The following is a 17,457-nucleotide window of genomic DNA, read 5'->3' as shown; positions in this document are numbered from 1 at the left end:
ATAGCCGAATAGATAATTTTATTAATAGTGCTCGAATAATAGGTTAAAACGAACAATATCAGTTGTTTGGGATATAATTGTAATGCAACTCATGGTTTTGCATCATCTTGGTGCGATTTTTCCAAATTACAGACGGAGTAGTCTAAAATAAAAAAAGCAATGTCTAGCTTAGACATTGCTCTTAATTTTATTGATTAACGACGCGTGGCTAAGAAGCGGCCTAAGCGGTTAATTGCTTCTCGTAGTTCATTTTCTGCGGGTAAAAATACCACACGGAAATGGTCTGGTGTCGGCCAATTAAATCCTGTTCCTTGTACCAATAACACTTTTTCAGCTTTCAATAAATCCAACATTAAAGCCTCATCATCTTCAACTGGATAAACATCAGGATCTAGTCGAGGGAAACAATACATCGCACCTTCAGGTTTGACACAACTCACGCCCGGAATTTCATTAAGCATTTCCCAAGCAATATTTCGCTGTTCATATAGACGACCACCCGGACGGATTAAGTCGTTAATCGATTGATAACCGCCCAAAGCCGTTTGAATAGCATATTGCGCTTGATGGTTGGCACATAAACGCATAGATGCCAACATGTCTAAGCCTTCAATATAATCTGCTGCGCGTGCTTTATTGCCTGTAATCGCCATCCAACCTGCACGATAACCTGCGATACGATAGGCTTTTGATAAACCATTGAATGAAACACATAGTTGATCACCTGCCAAAGCGGCTACGGCTACATGCTCAATGCCGTCGTAAATAATCTTGTCGTAAATCTCGTCCGCAAATAAAATCAAATCGTATTTCTTTGCCAACGCAACAATTTGTGCAAGAACATGGCGTGGATAGACTGAACCTGTTGGGTTGTTTGGGTTAATCACCACGATCCCACGAGTATTCGGCGTGATCTTACTCTCCATATCCGCAATGTCAGGATACCAATAGTTTTCTTCATCACATTTATAGTGAATGGCAGTACCACCAGATAGGTTTACTGCTGCGGTCCATAATGGATAATCGGGCATGGGTACCAGCATTTCGTCGCCATCGTTTAGTAAGCCTTGCATGGCCATCACGATCAGTTCAGAGACACCATTCCCGACATACACATCATTGACGTGCATATCAAAAATGCCTTTTTGTTGGTAATACTGACAAATAGCTTTACGCGCAGGGAAAATCCCTTTTGAATCCGTATAACCAATTGCATTTGGCAAGTTTAAAGCGACATCATTGATGATCTCTTGCGGCGCTTCAAAACCAAAAGGCGCAGGGTTACCAATATTTAATTTTATGATTTTATGACCCTGTTCTTCCATTTCATTGGCGGCTCGTAACACAGGACCACGAATGTCGTAGCAAACATGCTCGAGCTTAGAAGATTTTTTGATTTCTCGTGGGGTTTGAATCGTGTTATTCATCTTGGTGTTCTCGGAAAGAGTGGGGTTCACTTTGGCATAGCGATATAAATAACTTTTAAATGTTTCAGTTGTGACTAAATCAAGATCATGTTGATCTCTAAGCAATGTGACAATTTTTTCATGCGTAAATCCGTCCTGTTGATATTGTTTAATCACAGGCAGTAGACTTTTAAAAATAACGCTTTTTTTTTGCGACATTTTTTAATCTCAAGCAAGAATAGAACTAAGATTAACATTGTTTTTGCTTGCTTGAAAGCACATGTGAAATAAAAATGCTTACTTAATTTTGTTAATTTGCTCTCTTTTTGCTTTCTAATTATGGGTGTTTTGTAACTTATTTCGTTAAGACTAGAAATTTTATAATGAATGACGTAAATATAGGATTATTCTATTTTAAATAGTGAAATAAGAAGGAATCTGTCATGGGAAAAGTTAATAAAACTGACCGAGAATGGCAAAGAGAGCTATCGCCAGAAGAATATCGTATTACCCGTAAGAAAGGTACAGAGCCTGCTTTTACAGGTCAATATTGGAATAATAAGCAACATGGGGTGTATGTATGTCGTTGTTGTGGCGCTGAATTATTTTCTTCTGAAACAAAATTTGACAGTGGCTGTGGTTGGCCTAGTTTCTATCGTCCAATTGATAGCGTTGCGGTAGAAGAACACGAAGATTTGTCTCATGGTATGGTCAGAACAGAAATAGTCTGCCATGATTGCGACGCACATTTAGGGCATGTTTTTGAGGATGGCCCACAACCGACTGGTCTACGTTATTGCGTAAATTCGGCATCATTACAACTTAAAACACAAGAAAAGAATGACGAGGAAACTTATCCATGAGTAATATTTATCAGTTTGAAGCTGAGTTGTTAGAGGGAGATATAAAAGCGCTCGCTGATTATAAAGGCAAGGTCATGCTGATTGTAAATACAGCCAGTAAGTGTGGCTTTACCCCACAATTTGCGGGGCTTGAGAAACTTTATGAAAAATATAAATCTCAAGGCTTAGAAGTTTTAGGTTTTCCATGCAATCAGTTTGGCGGACAAGATCCGGGCACCAATAAGGAGATTGGGACATTTTGCCAACGCAATTATGGTGTAGATTTTCCGATGTTCGCAAAGGTTGATGTGAAAGGACCTGAAGCACATGTAATTTTTCGTTTTTTAACACGAGAAGCCAAAGGTATTTTGGGGAGTCGTAATATTAAATGGAATTTCACCAAATTTTTGGTTGGACGTAATGGCGAGGTCTTAGGACGTTATGCGCCAACGACGAAACCAGAAGCTTTGGAAGCTGATATCGAAAAAGCTTTAGCGAAAAAATAAAAATACAGATAAAAAAGACGGTCATTTGACCGTCTTTTTGCATTAGTGTGTTGATTCGACTATTGTTGGTTTTTCTTTCCTAAAGCTATGTAGCTTGCGGTTAATATCATCAATAAAGGTATACACCACAGGAATGACCAGTAGTGACAAGAAGGTACTGGTAATCAGACCTCCAATCACTGAAATCGCCATTGGCGAGCGGAAACTCGGGTCTGTGCCAATCCCCAATGCAATCGGTAACATACCTGCGCCCATTGCTAACGTTGTCATGATAATCGGACGCGCACGTTTATGACATGCATCCAACAAGGCATTAAAACGAGAGTAGCCTTTTTCATTGCGCGCAATAATCGCGTAATCGACTAAGAGAATTGAGTTCTTACTCGCAATCCCCATCAGCATAATCAAGCCAATTAAACTTGGCATAGAGAAACTGCTTTTAGCCAAGAGTAACAACACAAATGCACCACCCAGTGATAAAGGTAATGCCACTAAGATGGTAATTGGTTGTAAGAAATCTTTGAATAAAAGCACCAGCACCACATAAATACACAGTACACCTGTGAGCATCGCTAAACCGAAACTTGAAAATAGTTCTTGCATCACCTCAGCATCGCCGATATTGGTGCGTGTTACGCTTGGCGGTAAGTTTTTCATGGTCGGTAATTGATCAACTTGTGCGGTCACGTCACCTAAAGGTTGATTGTTGAGCTCAATATTCAGGTTGATATTACGCATACGATTAAATCGGTCAATCTGCGAAGGACCACTTTCAATATTGACATCAGCGATGCTACCTAACATGACTGGGCCTTTATTTCCTTTGATGATAAGGCGTTTAATGAGCGTTTCATCTTGACGTGCCGACAACGGAAGTTTAATCACAATCGGTATTTGGCGTTGTGATAAATTCAACTTTGATAAGTTCTGGTCAAAGTCACCAGCGGTCGCGATTCTTAGTGTTTCAGCAATATCATAACTGGTGATACCAAGATCTGCTGCTTTAGCAAAGTCAGGGCGAACAACCAGTTCAGGACGAATCAACGCGGCGCTTGAAGTGACACTGCCAATATTTGGAATCGTTCGTAATTCACGCTCAAGTTTACGTGCAGTTGCCATCAAAACTTCTGGATCATCACCTGAAAGTGCCAGTTGATATTGACTGTTGTTTCCAGCGATACCGACTTGGATCCGTGCACCTGGGAGTGGGGCTAAACGTTGTCTGATTTCATCCTCAATTTGTTGCAAACTGGCAGATCGATCAGAGCGCTCAGTGGTTTGAATGGTGAGTGTTGCTTTACGAGGTTCGCTGGAAGCACCACCTGCGAATGGATCTGTACCAGCTGCACCACCGCCAATAGTGGTATAGACACTTTTGACTTCTGGGTGGTCTTTAATCAGGTTGCGAGCGTATTCTGCTGTTTTTAAAGTTTCCGAAAATTGTGAACCCGGTGTTAATTCTACGCGAACTTGGGTTTGTCCTGTATCTGGCGGAGGTACGAAACCTGTTGGCAGTAATGGAATGAGCATGAGCGAGCCAATAAAAAAAGCAATCGCGCCAAATAATGTGACCCAACGATGGTTTAAACACCAAGTCACTAAACGCATATACACACGCATGACGCGACCATCATTTTCACGATCTTTGGCCAAACCTCTTTGACCTTGATCTTCTATCGATGAGGTCGGCAATGGATGGTCTATTTTTCCAATCCATGGTTTAAGAATATAAGCTGCCATCATCGGGGTAAGTAAACGCGCAACCAAAAGTGAGGCAAAAATTGCGAGGGATGCCGTCCATCCAAACTGAACGAAGAACTTACCTGCGATGCCACTCATAAATGCGGTCGGTAAAAACACGGCGATTAAGGTAAAAGTTGTCGCGATAACTGCAAGCCCAATTTCATCCGCAGCCTCCATGGCCGCTTCATACGGGGTTTTCCCCATCCTCAAATGCCGAATAATATTCTCAATTTCGACAATCGCATCATCCACCAATATCCCTACCACCAAAGACATAGCAAGTAGCGTGACGATATTGAGAGTGAAACCTAGGTAATACATGCCAATGATGGCGGGTAAAATAGAGAGGGGTAGAGCTGTTGCAGCAATGATGGTTGCACGCCAATCTCGTAGAAATAACCAGACCACAAGTACTGCTAAAATTGCGCCTTCATATAGCAGAGACATTGAACCTTTGTAGTTATCTTCAACAGGTTTAACAAAGTTAAAAGCCTCAGTGATTTCAATGTCAGGATGAGCGGCTTTGAGTTTATCCAAAGCAATGATGACACCTTTTTCAACATCGACTTCACTCGCGCCTTTACTCCGGGTGATTTCAAATCCGATAACAGGTTGTCCATTTAAAAGGGCAGCAGAACGTCGTTCGGCTATTCCATCGCGTATGGTTGCGACTTGATCTAAGCGGATATGCCGACCATCACTCAATGCGATATTCATCGCGCCAATTTCAGCCGCTGTTTTTACGGTGGCAATGGTACGAATAGATTGTTCACTACCGCCAATTTTGGTTTCACCACCTGAAGCATCTTGTTGGATCAAGCGAAGCTGTCGGGTAATGTCTGTCGCCGTTGCATTGAGCGCCAATAATTTTTCAGGATCGAGTTCGACATCAATTTGTCGGGTGACACCACCTACACGAGAGACAGCACCGACACCTTTGACTTGAAGCATGGCACGCGCAATATCATAGTCGACAAACCAAGATAATGCTTCTTCGTCCATTTTGGGTGATTGAATCGCATAAGTTAAGATCGGAGAACCAGACAGATTGATTTTGCTGACAATTGGATCTCTTAAATCAGCTGGTAAGTCTGAGCGAACCTGTGACACTGCATTGCGAACATCATCCACAGCTTCTTGAAGCGGTTTCTCCAATTCGAACTCTGCGGTAACGCTCACTACACCATCTTGAATATTGGTATATTGATTTCTTAAACCTTGTAAAGTTGCAATCGAGTTTTCTATTTTACGGGCGACTTCAGTTTCAAGTTGAGGTGGTGCTGCCCCCGGCAAGGCGGCTGTCACCGTCACCATTGGCAATTCGATATCTGGGAATTGCTGGATTTTCATCCAGTGAAAACATAACAGGCCTGCCAAGCCAAGCATAATGAATAATAGAATACTTGGAATTGGGTTGCGGATGGACCAAGCGGAAACATTCATTTTAATGCTCCTGTGTGGTCACAAGCTGTTTGCTAAGCGGCGTGTCGGGGATAGCTTTGGCGACGTGTACGAGATCGCCATCCGTTAAAAAACCTGTCCCAGAAGAAACCACTTTTACATTCGCTGTTAAGCCTATAATTTCCACACGATTGCCTAAACGTCGTCCCACAGTGACTTTTTGTTGGGTTACACGATTGTCATTGTCAAGGATAAATACATACGCAAAACCATCACGTAATAACAATGCGGTTTGCGGAATGGTTAGGGCTGATTTTTCGCCTAGATCAAATTCACCTTTGACAAACATTCCCATGCGAACGGCTTGGGTTGTTGGTAAATCAACATAGACCAGACCATAACGTGTCTGTGGGTCAATCACAGGTGCAATCATTCGAACTTTTCCTGTGATTGCAGGTTGAGTTGGGTCAGGTGAAAAGATGCGAGCAATCATGCCTTGTTTTAATTTATATAGGTCAGTTGTGGTGACTTCTGCACGCCATTCTAAGCGGTGATCTCGAATCAAACGAAATAACTCTTGGCCTGTTTGTGCTAATGAACCCACTGTGGCACTTCGTGCAGAGATAACCCCACTGTCAGGTGCAATCACTTTGGTTTGTGCTAAACGTAATTGATGGCTTTCAATTTGTGCTCTAGCGGCATCAAGTCGAGCTTGTGCGGTGGCCTGTGATGTTTGGTATTGTGTGGATTCTTGAGCAGAAATAGCCCCAGTATTTTTGAGTTGTTGGATACGTTTGTGATTGGTGATGGCATCACTAAGTACTGCTTGAGCTTCTGCATAATTGGCTTTTGCGGCGGCTAAGTCAGCGCGAATGGTGTCGCTATTTATTTCTGCGAGAACTTGTCCGCGCTTAACTTCATCACCTACATTGGCGTTTACTTTCGTGAGACGTTGACCTGATAGTTCGCTACCAATCACGACTTCTTGCCATGCGGCAACGTTTCCGTTGGCAGTAAAGGTTTGTTTCCAATTTTGCTGTTCGGGTTGAACGACTGTAACCGTAAGAGCAGCTTTTTGTTCAGTTGTTTCAGGTTTCTTTTTGTCTACATTGGTTGGCTTTTTAGCAGTCCCAACTTGCCGTATTGTGACCAAGATAATCACCAGTACAATAATGATTGCCAAAACGAGCCAAATTTTTTTATTTATTTTCTGGGGAGTTTGAGAAGCCATCTTTCCATTGTTCACCAAAGTTTGATGGCTAAGTATAGACCAAGATTTCACCAGATGGTCAATCGTAAATGAAATGAATATTCGGGACAGTTGGGGTTATGCTTAGCATCGCTTCATACACTCTTTGTGTTTCTTCCATCAGAAGAAACACAAAGAGTGTATGAAAGACGTCTGTTATATGATTTTTCCTTTTACTAATCATTAACTGATTAAAGGAAAGAAGCGTTTGGAAATGTTATTTTTCAACCTGTTGAATTGCTGTAATGAATACTTCGCTGTTTTCACATGCTTCATCATTACAAATGGAACTTAACCATACTTCACCATCACCAAACATTAGACCATCTTGGTTGGTAAATGCCTCATCATATTTTTGCTTGAGGATTACGTCTTTAATTTGTGGTGTTAGGATTTTATCGTAGTCTTGAACAAATGCTTCAGCATTTTGAATCGCTTTAGCATTGTTTAATTTGGTTTTAAAAGGATAGCTCACCATATTTGCAACAACGAGCTTATCATTGTTTTTCACTGCATCCTGTAGGAAAGAGAAAGCGATTTTATACTCATCGTTTGTATCGATATGAATGACAGCATCAGCAAAACAAGCTGCAAAATCTCCAGATGCGCCCAGTTTGGTGATCCGATCAATCAACATTTGATGGTCACTTTCTTCAGCGATACCTGCCCAAACATCTTTGACTTGCATTTCACCATTTTTTTGTTCAAAGACAAACCATGCAGGGTCACTGATTTGAGTTGCTATATTTGCAGCACTCCAATGACCAACTGCGATTACTTTTTGTATTTGGATATCATTTCCATTTACTTTTTGGTTGATGTAGTTGGCAACCTGACGTGCATATTCTTCACGGAGCGATGGGGTTAGTTGAACTGTACTTGCTTTACAGTTAGGTTGCTGCTCAGTGGTAATTTTTGCTGATTCTGACTCCTTGGTTGTCGTGGGCTGTTTATTACATCCTGAAAACGATAGCAGTAACGGTGTAACGAGAATAGATAACCAAATTTTTGATTTTGTCATGAGTGGTGATTCCGATACCTATCTATAAGAGGTGGTTTATTGGTTAATAATCAGGGTTGTCGACATCGCAGCCCATGCCATGACAACCAATCCAGTTTCCATGTGTATCAAAGTTCGGATTGCCATCTTTATCAAATTGTGGACGAGTATCTATATTTTTTTGTTTCTTGGGTGGAGGGGTGACATCACAACCAACACCATGACAACCATCGTAGTTTGATTTTTGTGAAGAGTGGTTTTTATGATGCTCTGATGAGTCGAGTGCACCTAAAATAACAGCGCCTAAGATTGCACCTGCAACAGCAGCGCCAGTATCTTTACCGTCAGAACCATAAGTGCGAGCACCTTGATCATATGTCCCTGATTTACCATGGTGATAGCCATTTTGATCTGCAAAGACACCTGCACATCCCTGAGAAACCCACAGATAGCCAGAGTTTGGATTAAAGCCCCAACTACGATTTAAAATACAGGATGACTGTGAGATTTGATGAATGAGTTGTGGTTTAGAAAAAGATTTAGCGTAGCATTCATTATATTGAAAATGTTTTGACTCACATCGAACAGTGGTTTCAGCTTGTGCTGAGTGAATCGTGCCTAGCCATAAGAGTGCTAAAGTTATTGGTGTAAAAAATATGATTTTAGGATTCATTTGATTTTGATCTCCAAATAGCCCATGGTTTTTTTATTGTTTAGCCTCTTTGTATTTCGCCTATATGGAGAAACAAAAGGGATTTATGAAACGGGTGTATTTAATTAAGAATAAGTTTAAATAAACTAAACACATTTAAAGGTTAATCGAGCAACACCATTAACGAGTAAATGTGATTTAGTTTCATTTTTTATTACTTGCACTGTTTTATTTTGGTTGTTGCAGTGTTTATTGGCATTTTGAAGTGCATAAGCTTCAGCGCCTCCTTTTCGGCCTGCAAGAGGCGCAGCTTCTACTGCGGCGACATAGTTGCCATTTTTGTCGGTGCTAATATCTGCATTATAGGTAAGGCCTGCACCACGAAATTCGGTTTTATCGTTTGAAACGGCACATGCAGTTAAAAATAATGTAACCATCGATAAAATAAAAAATAAATTATTTAACTTCATAATACTTCACCTTTTTGAATTATTTTCTAGCGAATTAAATTTAATAATTATGTTTAATTCTATTATTTTATTTTTTAAAAATTAATGTTTATGTTTTTATTTGTTTATTTTGTGTTGATTATCTGAAGAATACAGAAAGCTGTATTCTTCACGATAAGGCAGCGCGAAATTTTCTGAAAGTCGCCTGTACAACAAAGTACAGGCTTTTAATTTAAAGTATCGCTTTCAAGCGTTTAACCACTTCTTCACATTGTGCTAAATCGGCAACCAACGCCATTCGAACATGACCTTCGCCCGGATTGCCTTGTTCGGTATCACGAGATAAGTAACGACCCGGTAGAACTTTGATGTGCGCTTTTTCCATCAGCAATTTGGCAAAAGTTTCATCATTATCAACTTTTAACCAATAGTAGAAACCTGCATCAGGTTTTTTTAATGGCAATAAATGACCCAATTCAGATTGGAATAAATCAAATTTGGCACGGTATTGTTGACGATTTTTCTCAACATGTGCTTCATCATTCCATGCCGCAATTGAAGCCAATTGATTCTGTACTGGCATCGCAGCGCCGTGATAAGTACGGTATTGCAAATAGGGTTTAAGTAATGCGGCATCACCTGCAACAAAACCTGAGCGCATGCCCGGTAAGTTTGAGCGTTTCGAGAGTGAGTGGAACACGATACAGTTTTTATAGTCATCTCGTCCCATTTCCGCACAAACTTCTAGCAAACCAATTGGCGCTTGATCAAACCAAAGTTCTGAATAACATTCATCAGACGCAATCACAAAATCATATTGATCTGAAAGTGCAATCAACTTTTTAAATTGTTGTTTAGACAGTACAGCACCTGTTGGGTTGCCTGGTGTACAGACAAATAATAAAGCTGTTTTTTGCCACACTTCGGCAGGTACAGCGTCAAAATCACCCAAATATCCATTTTCTTCTGTGCAATTAATAAAATAAGGCGTTGCACCAGATAGTAACGCTGCGCCTTCATAAATTTGATAAAAAGGATTTGGCATCACGATATAGGGAGCATCTTCACGTTTAATCAATGCTTGAACAAAAGAGAAGATGCCTTCACGTGTGCCTGAAACTGGCAAGATGTGATCGTCTGCACTGATTTGATTCAATTTAAAACGTCGAGTCAGCCACTGTGCGATACTTTGGCGCAGTTCAGGTAAGCCCTTACTATTTGGATAAGTCGATAAATGTGAAAAATTATCAATAATCGCTTGTTTAACAAACTCAGGAGCAGGGTGTTTAGGCTCACCGATTGAGAGTGGAATCAACGGTAAATTGGCAGGTTGCACATCTTTAAAAAGTTGCGTTAACTTCTCAAAAGGATAGGGATGCAATAATGACAAGCTTGAGTTCATTTAAACAGTTACCACATGTAGGGGCGTATCGAATACGCCCAATTATTGATGGAAATTAAAAATTAAGTTGGATTACAGATCTGATTTGATGCTTCGTCCAAAGCTGCTTTGAGCATTTCCGCAAACGCTTTCACTTCTTCATCTGTCAGCAACACACCATTTTTCTTGGTGACAAAGAAAATATCTTCGGCACGTTCGCCCAGTGTTGCAATTTTAGCAGAATGAATGTCTAGACCTTGCAGCATAAATAGCCCGCCGATACGTGCAAGTAAACCCGGTTGGTCAAGTGTTGATATCTCGACCATGTGTTGTTGTAAAGTTGGGTTAAGTACAATATCAACCGTATTTTGTATATCAAAATGGCGTAAATGACGTGGTATACGGCGTTGCATAATGCCTGGGTATTGGTCTGAATGATTAAGTGCTTCAACCAATGCCGTTTTTACTTTGTGTTCACGCTCAGGATCAGTGAGTAAAGTACCAAAACGATCCAAAACCAAATAAGTATCTAAACTAAAGGCTGTACTTGCGGTGATAATTTTTGCATCTTGAACATCGAGATTCATACGGTCCAACACCGCAACAGTTGTCGCGAATAGATTAGGTCTATCTCGTGTATAAATAAAGAGTTGAACTGCATCTTCAGCCGCATTACGATGCGCGCGTAAAAGCACCAAAGGTTCAGGATTGTCACCGTGCTGTAAAATTGCCTGAGTGTGCCATGCAATTTCGTTTGCTGATTCTTTGACAAAATAGTCATCGCCAAGTTCTTGCCAGACTTTCTCAACTTCAGCCAATGAAAAATCATTGACGAGCAATTCGCTGGCAGCAAATTTGGTGTCTTCAATCAGCATTTGATAATCAACTGGGCGTCCTAAACCAGAACGTACCACATCACGCGAATAGGTATAAAGTTGACGCATCAGAGAGGCGCGCCAAGTGTTCCATAAGTTTGGATTGGTCGCATTAATATCAGCAACAGTCAGTGTATAGAGATAATCTAAATGCTCCATATCACCGACTTTTTCAGCAAATTCCTTTACTTCGTCAGGATCGGAAATATCTTTTTTCTGTGCGGTGAGAGACATGAGTAGATGGTTGTTAATTAACCATGCAACCAGTTTGCATTCACGCTCAGTAAAGCCATGTGTTCGGCAGAACTTAATTGCATCAATTGCACCCAACTCACTGTGGTCACCACCACGACCTTTGGCAATATCATGAAAAATTGCCGCTAAGTAGACAATATCATGCCTAGAAATTCGTTGGAAAACTGAACTGACAACAGGGAAATCTTTGGCGAATTCTGGCTCTTTAAAACGGCTTAAATTGCGAAGCAATAATAACGTATGTGCATCTACTGTATAGATGTGGAACAGGTCGTATTGCATCAATCCCGTAATTTGCCCAAAAGCGGGGATGTAATTGCCTAAAACGCCGTAACGTTTCATCGAGACCATTGTTTCGTACAGTCGATTGGGTGAACGAATAATCGACATAAAGAGCGCTTGGTGTTCGGGATCATCTCTAAAACGCTGATCGATTCGTTTCGCTGCAAGTACGAGTAGTCTTAACGTGCGGGCACGAATGCCTGTGATTTCTGGGCGATTTGCCAATAAATAGAATAGCTCTAAAATCGCGCTTGGTGTTTCGGAAAAAACTTTATGATGTTGAACTGCAAGTTTGCCATCTACGATTTTAAAACGTTCATTGATTTCTATAATTTGACGGTCATATTCAGTCAGGCGAGGGGTAATGACGGATTCGTTGAAATAAGCCAGTAGCATTTCACTTAGCGTGGAAACCTGTTGCGCGGTACGATAATAACGCTTCATAAACTGTTCAACGCCAAAATTTACAGACTGACCTTCTTCACGAACATAGCCAAATTTTGCAGCAATTTCACGTTGGTGATCAAACAATAAACGGTTTTCATCACGCTTTGCTAAACGGTGTAGATGGTTGCGAATTTCCCATAAAAAGCTTTCAGCTTCTTCTAATACACCCAACTCAAACTCAGTAATAAAACCTAAATGAACGAGGTCGTAGATACGGTTGACACGAAAGTGGCGTTTTGCAATCCACCCAATTTGATTGATATCACGGATACCACCCGGCGCATTTTTGATATCGGGCTCTAAATTACTCTCAGTATTGTTATGTTGAGCATAGCGTTTGGCTTGCTCTGCCATTTTGGCGTCATAGAAGGTTTGATCCGTCCATGTTTGTGCAACAATACGACGTGGCCATTTTGCCAGTTGCTCATTTCCAGTAATCAAACGGGCTTCGATCAGCGTAGTTGCTACGGTTAAATCATTGGTTGCTTGTTCTACACAGTTCTGAATCGTACGAACGCTGATGCCCGGTTTGAAATTACCGACATCCCAAAGCGATGAAATAAATGTAGAAATCAGCTTTTCTTGTTCTTCACTGAACTCATCGTCTGACAAGATCATAATGTCAGTGTCTGAATAAGGCAGCATTTCACGACGGCCATAACCACCGACAGCAAATAAACCTAATTCAGTTTGATCAAGACCGGCATGATTCCATAGAAATATCAGTGCCTCATCAATCGAGTTGGAGCGGGCTTTAATAACGTCACGAATAGATTGACCATTTTCATAACTCTCTTGTAATTGTTTTTCTACATCTTTTCGCCATTGATTAATGGCTTGAATATCATGATGACTGGTGACGTAGTTCAACAATGGAGAAGTATTGATCATGAAAATGGTCTTCTATCAAAGTCCCTCTTTATACAAGAGGGCGAGTTGTGATTGTTGCAATGCAAGGAAAGTTTAAACGTTTGTTTTTACGCTCACTTGGTCAGCTGCTTGTTGTGCGAGCTCACGCGCCAAATCTGTACTTTCTGCACGAGCGGTGACAACACCCATACGGCGGCGTTTAAAACCCTCTGGTTTAGCAAATAAGCGTAAGTCAGTATCTGGATTAGCTAAAGCAAGATTTAAGCCAGTAAAACTTAGATTGTTTGAATCTACACCTGCATAAATCACTGCACTTGCAGCAATGCTATGACGAGCCGTGTTGACAGGTAAGCCTAAAATTGCACGTGCATGCAGCTCAAATTCGTTTTGAAATTGTGATGCTAAAGTGACGAGTCCAGTGTCATGTGGGCGAGGTGAGACTTCACTGAACCACACGTTATCGCCTTTAATAAATAACTCTACCCCAAAAATACCACAGCCACCTAAAGCGGTTGTTACTTTATTGGCTATTCGTTTTGACTCTTGCAATGCCGCAGCAGTCATCGCTTGAGGCTGCCAGCTTTCCACATAATCACCCGCATCTTGGCGATGCCCAATTGGGTCGCAGAAGTGAGTTTCGATTTCACCTGTTTCTGGGTTTTTAGCACGAACTGTCAACAAGGTGATTTCAAAATCAAAATCAATTTGTGATTCAACGATGACCGTGCCTTGATTGACACGTCCACCTTGCATGGCATATTCCCAAGCGGCATCGACTTCATCAAAGCTTTTTACGCGAGACTGACCTTTACCAGATGAAGACATCACTGGCTTTACAAAATTTGGATAACCAATATCGTCACAAGCAGCACGGAAGCTTTCTAGTGTATTTGCAAAGCGATAAGCTGAGGTTGGTAAACCGAGTTCTTCAGCAGCCAAGCGACGAATACCTTCACGATTCATGGTCAAGTTAACTGCTTTGGCGGAAGGAATCACTGTTGCGGTTTGGTTTTGTTCAATTTCAATTAAAACTTCAGTCGCAATCGCTTCAATTTCAGGAATAATCAGATTTGGCTTAACTTTGGCAATTAATTTTTTTAATGCAGTTGGATCAGCCATATTCAAGGTATAAGCGAAATGTGCAACTTGCATGGCGGGTGCATGATCATAACGATCTGCGGCATGAACTTCGACCCCTAAGCGTTGTAAAGAAATGACGACTTCTTTACCTAGTTCTCCAGAACCTAACATTAAAACTTTAAATGCCGAAGATTGAAGTGGAGTTCCTAGCGTGACGCTCATGCGAATAATCCTATCCTGAGTAATTTGTGTTTAAGCATAGCAGAACTTACGGTTAAATTAAGCTCTAATTGATACAAAAAACATGGTTTTTGTTAGACAAAATATAGTGCTTAAAATGATAGTGATCTGTTTAGACATTCACTTGATAATTTAGCTGTAATTCATCCGCATTTTGTCCACGGATGCCCCAATTGGATTTTGGTGTTTCAAAAATTGTGATTTCAATATCTTGGGTTGAAATACCACATTGTTGTTGAATATTATCAAATATTGTTTGGATCAAGTGCTTTTTTGCCTCAGTTGTACGACCTTCAAACATTGAAATTTCAATAATCGTATAGTTGTCGCTACGATCATTAGGGTAGATGAAATTGGCTTGCTCTAAAGCAATAAAGCGTTGAAATTTCTTTTCTACTGGATAGCTCAAACTTGTCACCAAAGCTTGATGGATGGCATCTGAAAGTTGATCTCTAAATTGAATGATCGTTTTATTCAGCGCATAAATTTTTATTTGGGACATTTATCATTTGCTCCGTGATTGTGTTCATACGTATTGTTGATGATTAGACTTTTTTCATCATTATTTAGCCTCTTTAGACTTTTCCCATTGAGAGAGTGAAGAACGATTGAAGTTCCGCAAGGGGATTTATCAAAGAAGTCTATTCAAAATGAATAAAGTCGAAAAAGAATTAAAAACAGTAGCATAAAACCAGTGAGTTGAGTCTGGGATTCATTCGCTTGGTAAATAAGTAACAATGATTGAGAATTCTGTTTAAATTGACTAGCATAAAGCCCAAATGTTTCATCGGCGATCTGATATGTCTAATAGCAAAACTCGTGTGGCGACAATAATGTTGTGCAGCACTTTTTTATTGGCTGCATGCGGTAGTTCAAACAACGAAACCGAAAAACGAGTTGAGATTAAACCTGCGCCGAAATTGACTAATGATGCAACCAGTTATGCAAATGCTGCATGGCAACTGATCAATGAAATTGATCCAATTGTTTACAATAAACAAGTGAATGATATCGAAGAAAAAGTGAGAAAGCCGATACGTCAACTGAGTACAGATTGGCGGATCAATGTCAAAATGACGGATTCAGTCACCGAAGGGAAGTATGCGCTCTGTCGTAAAGCCCTAACCAGTTTAGATAGCTGGGCAAGAGATGTGAGAGATAATGCAAATGCCGCTACGCAAAAGCAAGTAAGCTATGAGCGTGATAAAACTCAATGCAAAGATGCGATTGATAATCCTGCTTTGGGGAATACATCTCCTAAATAAGCTAAGCATTCAATTAGCAATCCCTTACATTCCTCAATTTTCAGATTTATAGCTTATATATATTGTTGATTGATTCATCGGCAGAACAAAATCTTGTTCTGCCTTTATTATGGATAAAGCTGAAATAAAATAGCGGATAACCATAGCCTATGTTTTATACCTTATTTGCGTTATTTTAGACAATTATGCAATGCATGCCAGAAAGTTCAATTGGCTTGCTGATGCTGAGAGGTTGAATAAAATCATAAATTGTAAAAGAATAATTTTTAAAAAACGCTGAAACGATTGACTCATTTGTGGCGAATAAGTAGGATGAATTTCCTCAATTACGTAAGGAACCTGTGGCTAAAAGCCAAGTTCTCATATGGATACTCCCAGTTTAATTTCTGAAAATATTGGTCAATTCTCTTTCGCTTCCGCCCTTAGTGGGGATGCATTGCTTCTTTTACTATATGTTTTTTTAGCATTATTCTTTTCCTTTCTATGTTCGATTGCAGAAGCAACTTTACTCAGTATTACACCCAGTTATGTCGCAGGTCTAAACGAAACCGATCCTAAAAAAGCCGAACAATTAAGACGATTAAAAGAAGATAATATCGATCAGTCGCTCGCTGCGATTCTGACAGTAAATACAATAGCGCATACAGTAGGGGCGATTGGTGCTGGTGCAAAAGCAGTCACCGTATTTGGTCAAGTCTGGTTTGGCGTTTTTTCCGCGGTTATGACCTTATTGATTTTATTTGCTTCAGAGATCATTCCAAAAACATTAGGTGCCGTGTATTGGCGTCAACTTGCTGGTTTGACAGTGATTTATGTCAATTTCCTAATCAAAATCATGTATCCATTAATTCTCATTTCAGAAAAACTGACCAAGTTAATTTCAGGTGGCAAAAAAGTTCAGCAATTTAGCCGTGATGAATTTGTTGCGATGGCAGGTATTGGTAAAGAAGAGGGGATGCTGAATGATCGAGAATCTAAAATTATCCGTAACCTCTTTCTTTTTAAGTCTTTTGATGCCAGTACGGTGATGACACCACGAATCGTTGTCTCTGCACTACAAAAAGATATGACAGTTGATGAGGTTTTATCCGCACCTAAAAGTTCTAATTTTTCACGTATACCAATTTATGATAATGATTTGGATAGTGTGGTTGGGTTTGTACTACGAGAAGATTTGTTGGTTGCTAAAAACCACGGGCAAGGTGGGCATTCGATTAATGAGTTCCGCAGGGAAATTATAACGGTCATGGCAAAAACACCTTTATCTCGATTAATGGAAATCTTACTGGAACAACGTCAACATATTGCACTTGTGGTTGGTGAGTATGGGGATACCAAAGGGGTCGTCACATTGGAAGATGTTGTTGAAACATTGCTTGGCATTGAGATTCTTGATGAGGGTGACAAGGTCGAGGATATGCAGAAGTTGGCAAGACAACTTTGGGAGAAACGTGTTGGGAAAATGGGTATTCATTTAGACCCACCTTCACAATAACAACGATGCCATTGTCGGT

Annotated in this window: 14 protein-coding genes; 4 read left to right on the top strand and 10 right to left on the bottom strand. The window is 40.4% G+C overall.

Annotated elements, in window-relative coordinates; genetic code table 11:
- Positions 1-194 precede the first annotated feature (194 nt).
- A complete protein-coding gene (locus tag J2Y37_RS06180; RefSeq protein WP_349032356.1) occupies positions 195-1,427 on the bottom strand; it encodes a pyridoxal phosphate-dependent aminotransferase in 1,233 nt (410 codons plus the stop codon).
- 422 nt (positions 1,428-1,849) lie between these two features.
- On the opposite strand from J2Y37_RS06180, the gene msrB reads away from it, so the two are divergent.
- Positions 1,850-2,269, top strand: coding sequence for a peptide-methionine (R)-S-oxide reductase MsrB (msrB, locus tag J2Y37_RS06175; protein ID WP_004671492.1), 420 nt, complete (start codon positions 1,850-1,852; stop codon positions 2,267-2,269).
- Positions 2,266-2,754: a glutathione peroxidase gene (locus J2Y37_RS06170; RefSeq protein WP_004671491.1), complete on the top strand. Its 489-nt coding sequence runs from the start codon at positions 2,266-2,268 to the stop codon at positions 2,752-2,754. The genes msrB and J2Y37_RS06170 overlap by 4 nt, the downstream gene beginning before the upstream one ends.
- Before the next feature lie 42 nt (positions 2,755-2,796).
- On the opposite strand, the gene J2Y37_RS06165 is transcribed toward J2Y37_RS06170, so the two are convergent.
- The 9 genes from J2Y37_RS06165 to J2Y37_RS06125 form a co-directional block, all read right to left on the bottom strand.
- On the bottom strand, positions 2,797-5,940 hold the full coding sequence (locus tag J2Y37_RS06165) for an efflux RND transporter permease subunit (protein WP_349032238.1): 3,144 nt from the start codon (positions 5,938-5,940) through the stop codon (positions 2,797-2,799).
- Between the two features lies 1 nt (position 5,941).
- The gene (locus tag J2Y37_RS06160; protein ID WP_349032237.1) at positions 5,942-7,129 is read right to left on the bottom strand and encodes an efflux RND transporter periplasmic adaptor subunit; all 1,188 of its coding nucleotides are present in this window, start codon (positions 7,127-7,129) and stop codon (positions 5,942-5,944) included.
- 235 nt (positions 7,130-7,364) lie between these two features.
- Positions 7,365-8,168, bottom strand: a complete 804-nt coding sequence (locus J2Y37_RS06155) for a hypothetical protein (RefSeq protein WP_349032236.1) — start codon at positions 8,166-8,168, stop codon at positions 7,365-7,367.
- A gap of 43 nt (positions 8,169-8,211) precedes the next feature.
- Positions 8,212-8,820, bottom strand: coding sequence for a DUF3011 domain-containing protein (locus J2Y37_RS06150; RefSeq protein WP_349032235.1), 609 nt, complete (start codon positions 8,818-8,820; stop codon positions 8,212-8,214).
- 125 nt (positions 8,821-8,945) lie between these two features.
- Entirely contained in the window at positions 8,946-9,269 is a 324-nt protein-coding gene (locus J2Y37_RS06145) for a hypothetical protein (protein WP_349032234.1), read from the bottom strand.
- Positions 9,270-9,480: 211 nt separating this feature from the next.
- On the bottom strand, positions 9,481-10,650 hold the full coding sequence (gene dapC / locus J2Y37_RS06140; RefSeq protein WP_349032233.1) for a succinyldiaminopimelate transaminase: 1,170 nt from the start codon (positions 10,648-10,650) through the stop codon (positions 9,481-9,483).
- A 62-nt stretch (positions 10,651-10,712) separates the two neighbouring features.
- Entirely contained in the window at positions 10,713-13,379 is a 2,667-nt protein-coding gene (gene glnD / locus J2Y37_RS06135) for a [protein-PII] uridylyltransferase (protein WP_004671481.1), read from the bottom strand.
- A gap of 72 nt (positions 13,380-13,451) precedes the next feature.
- Positions 13,452-14,660 (bottom strand): formate-dependent phosphoribosylglycinamide formyltransferase, encoded by a 1,209-nt coding sequence (gene purT, locus J2Y37_RS06130; protein WP_349032232.1) that lies wholly within the window; start codon positions 14,658-14,660, stop codon positions 13,452-13,454.
- A 130-nt stretch (positions 14,661-14,790) separates the two neighbouring features.
- Positions 14,791-15,180 (bottom strand): tautomerase family protein, encoded by a 390-nt coding sequence (locus tag J2Y37_RS06125; RefSeq protein WP_349032231.1) that lies wholly within the window; start codon positions 15,178-15,180, stop codon positions 14,791-14,793.
- 298 nt (positions 15,181-15,478) lie between these two features.
- Between J2Y37_RS06125 and J2Y37_RS06120 the strand changes: the two genes are divergently transcribed.
- On the top strand, positions 15,479-15,943 hold the full coding sequence (locus J2Y37_RS06120; protein WP_349032230.1) for a hypothetical protein: 465 nt from the start codon (positions 15,479-15,481) through the stop codon (positions 15,941-15,943).
- 364 nt (positions 15,944-16,307) lie between these two features.
- On the top strand, positions 16,308-17,438 hold the full coding sequence (locus J2Y37_RS06115) for a CNNM domain-containing protein (RefSeq protein WP_349032229.1): 1,131 nt from the start codon (positions 16,308-16,310) through the stop codon (positions 17,436-17,438).
- Positions 17,439-17,457: the final 19 nt, after the last annotated feature.

The sequence above is a fragment of the Acinetobacter sp. 3657 genome (genome assembly GCF_031456775.1).
In the GTDB taxonomy this organism is placed as follows: domain Bacteria; phylum Pseudomonadota; class Gammaproteobacteria; order Pseudomonadales; family Moraxellaceae; genus Acinetobacter.
The sequence above is the reverse complement of the archived record's forward strand: the minus strand, read 5'-3'. Positions and strand labels throughout refer to the sequence as shown.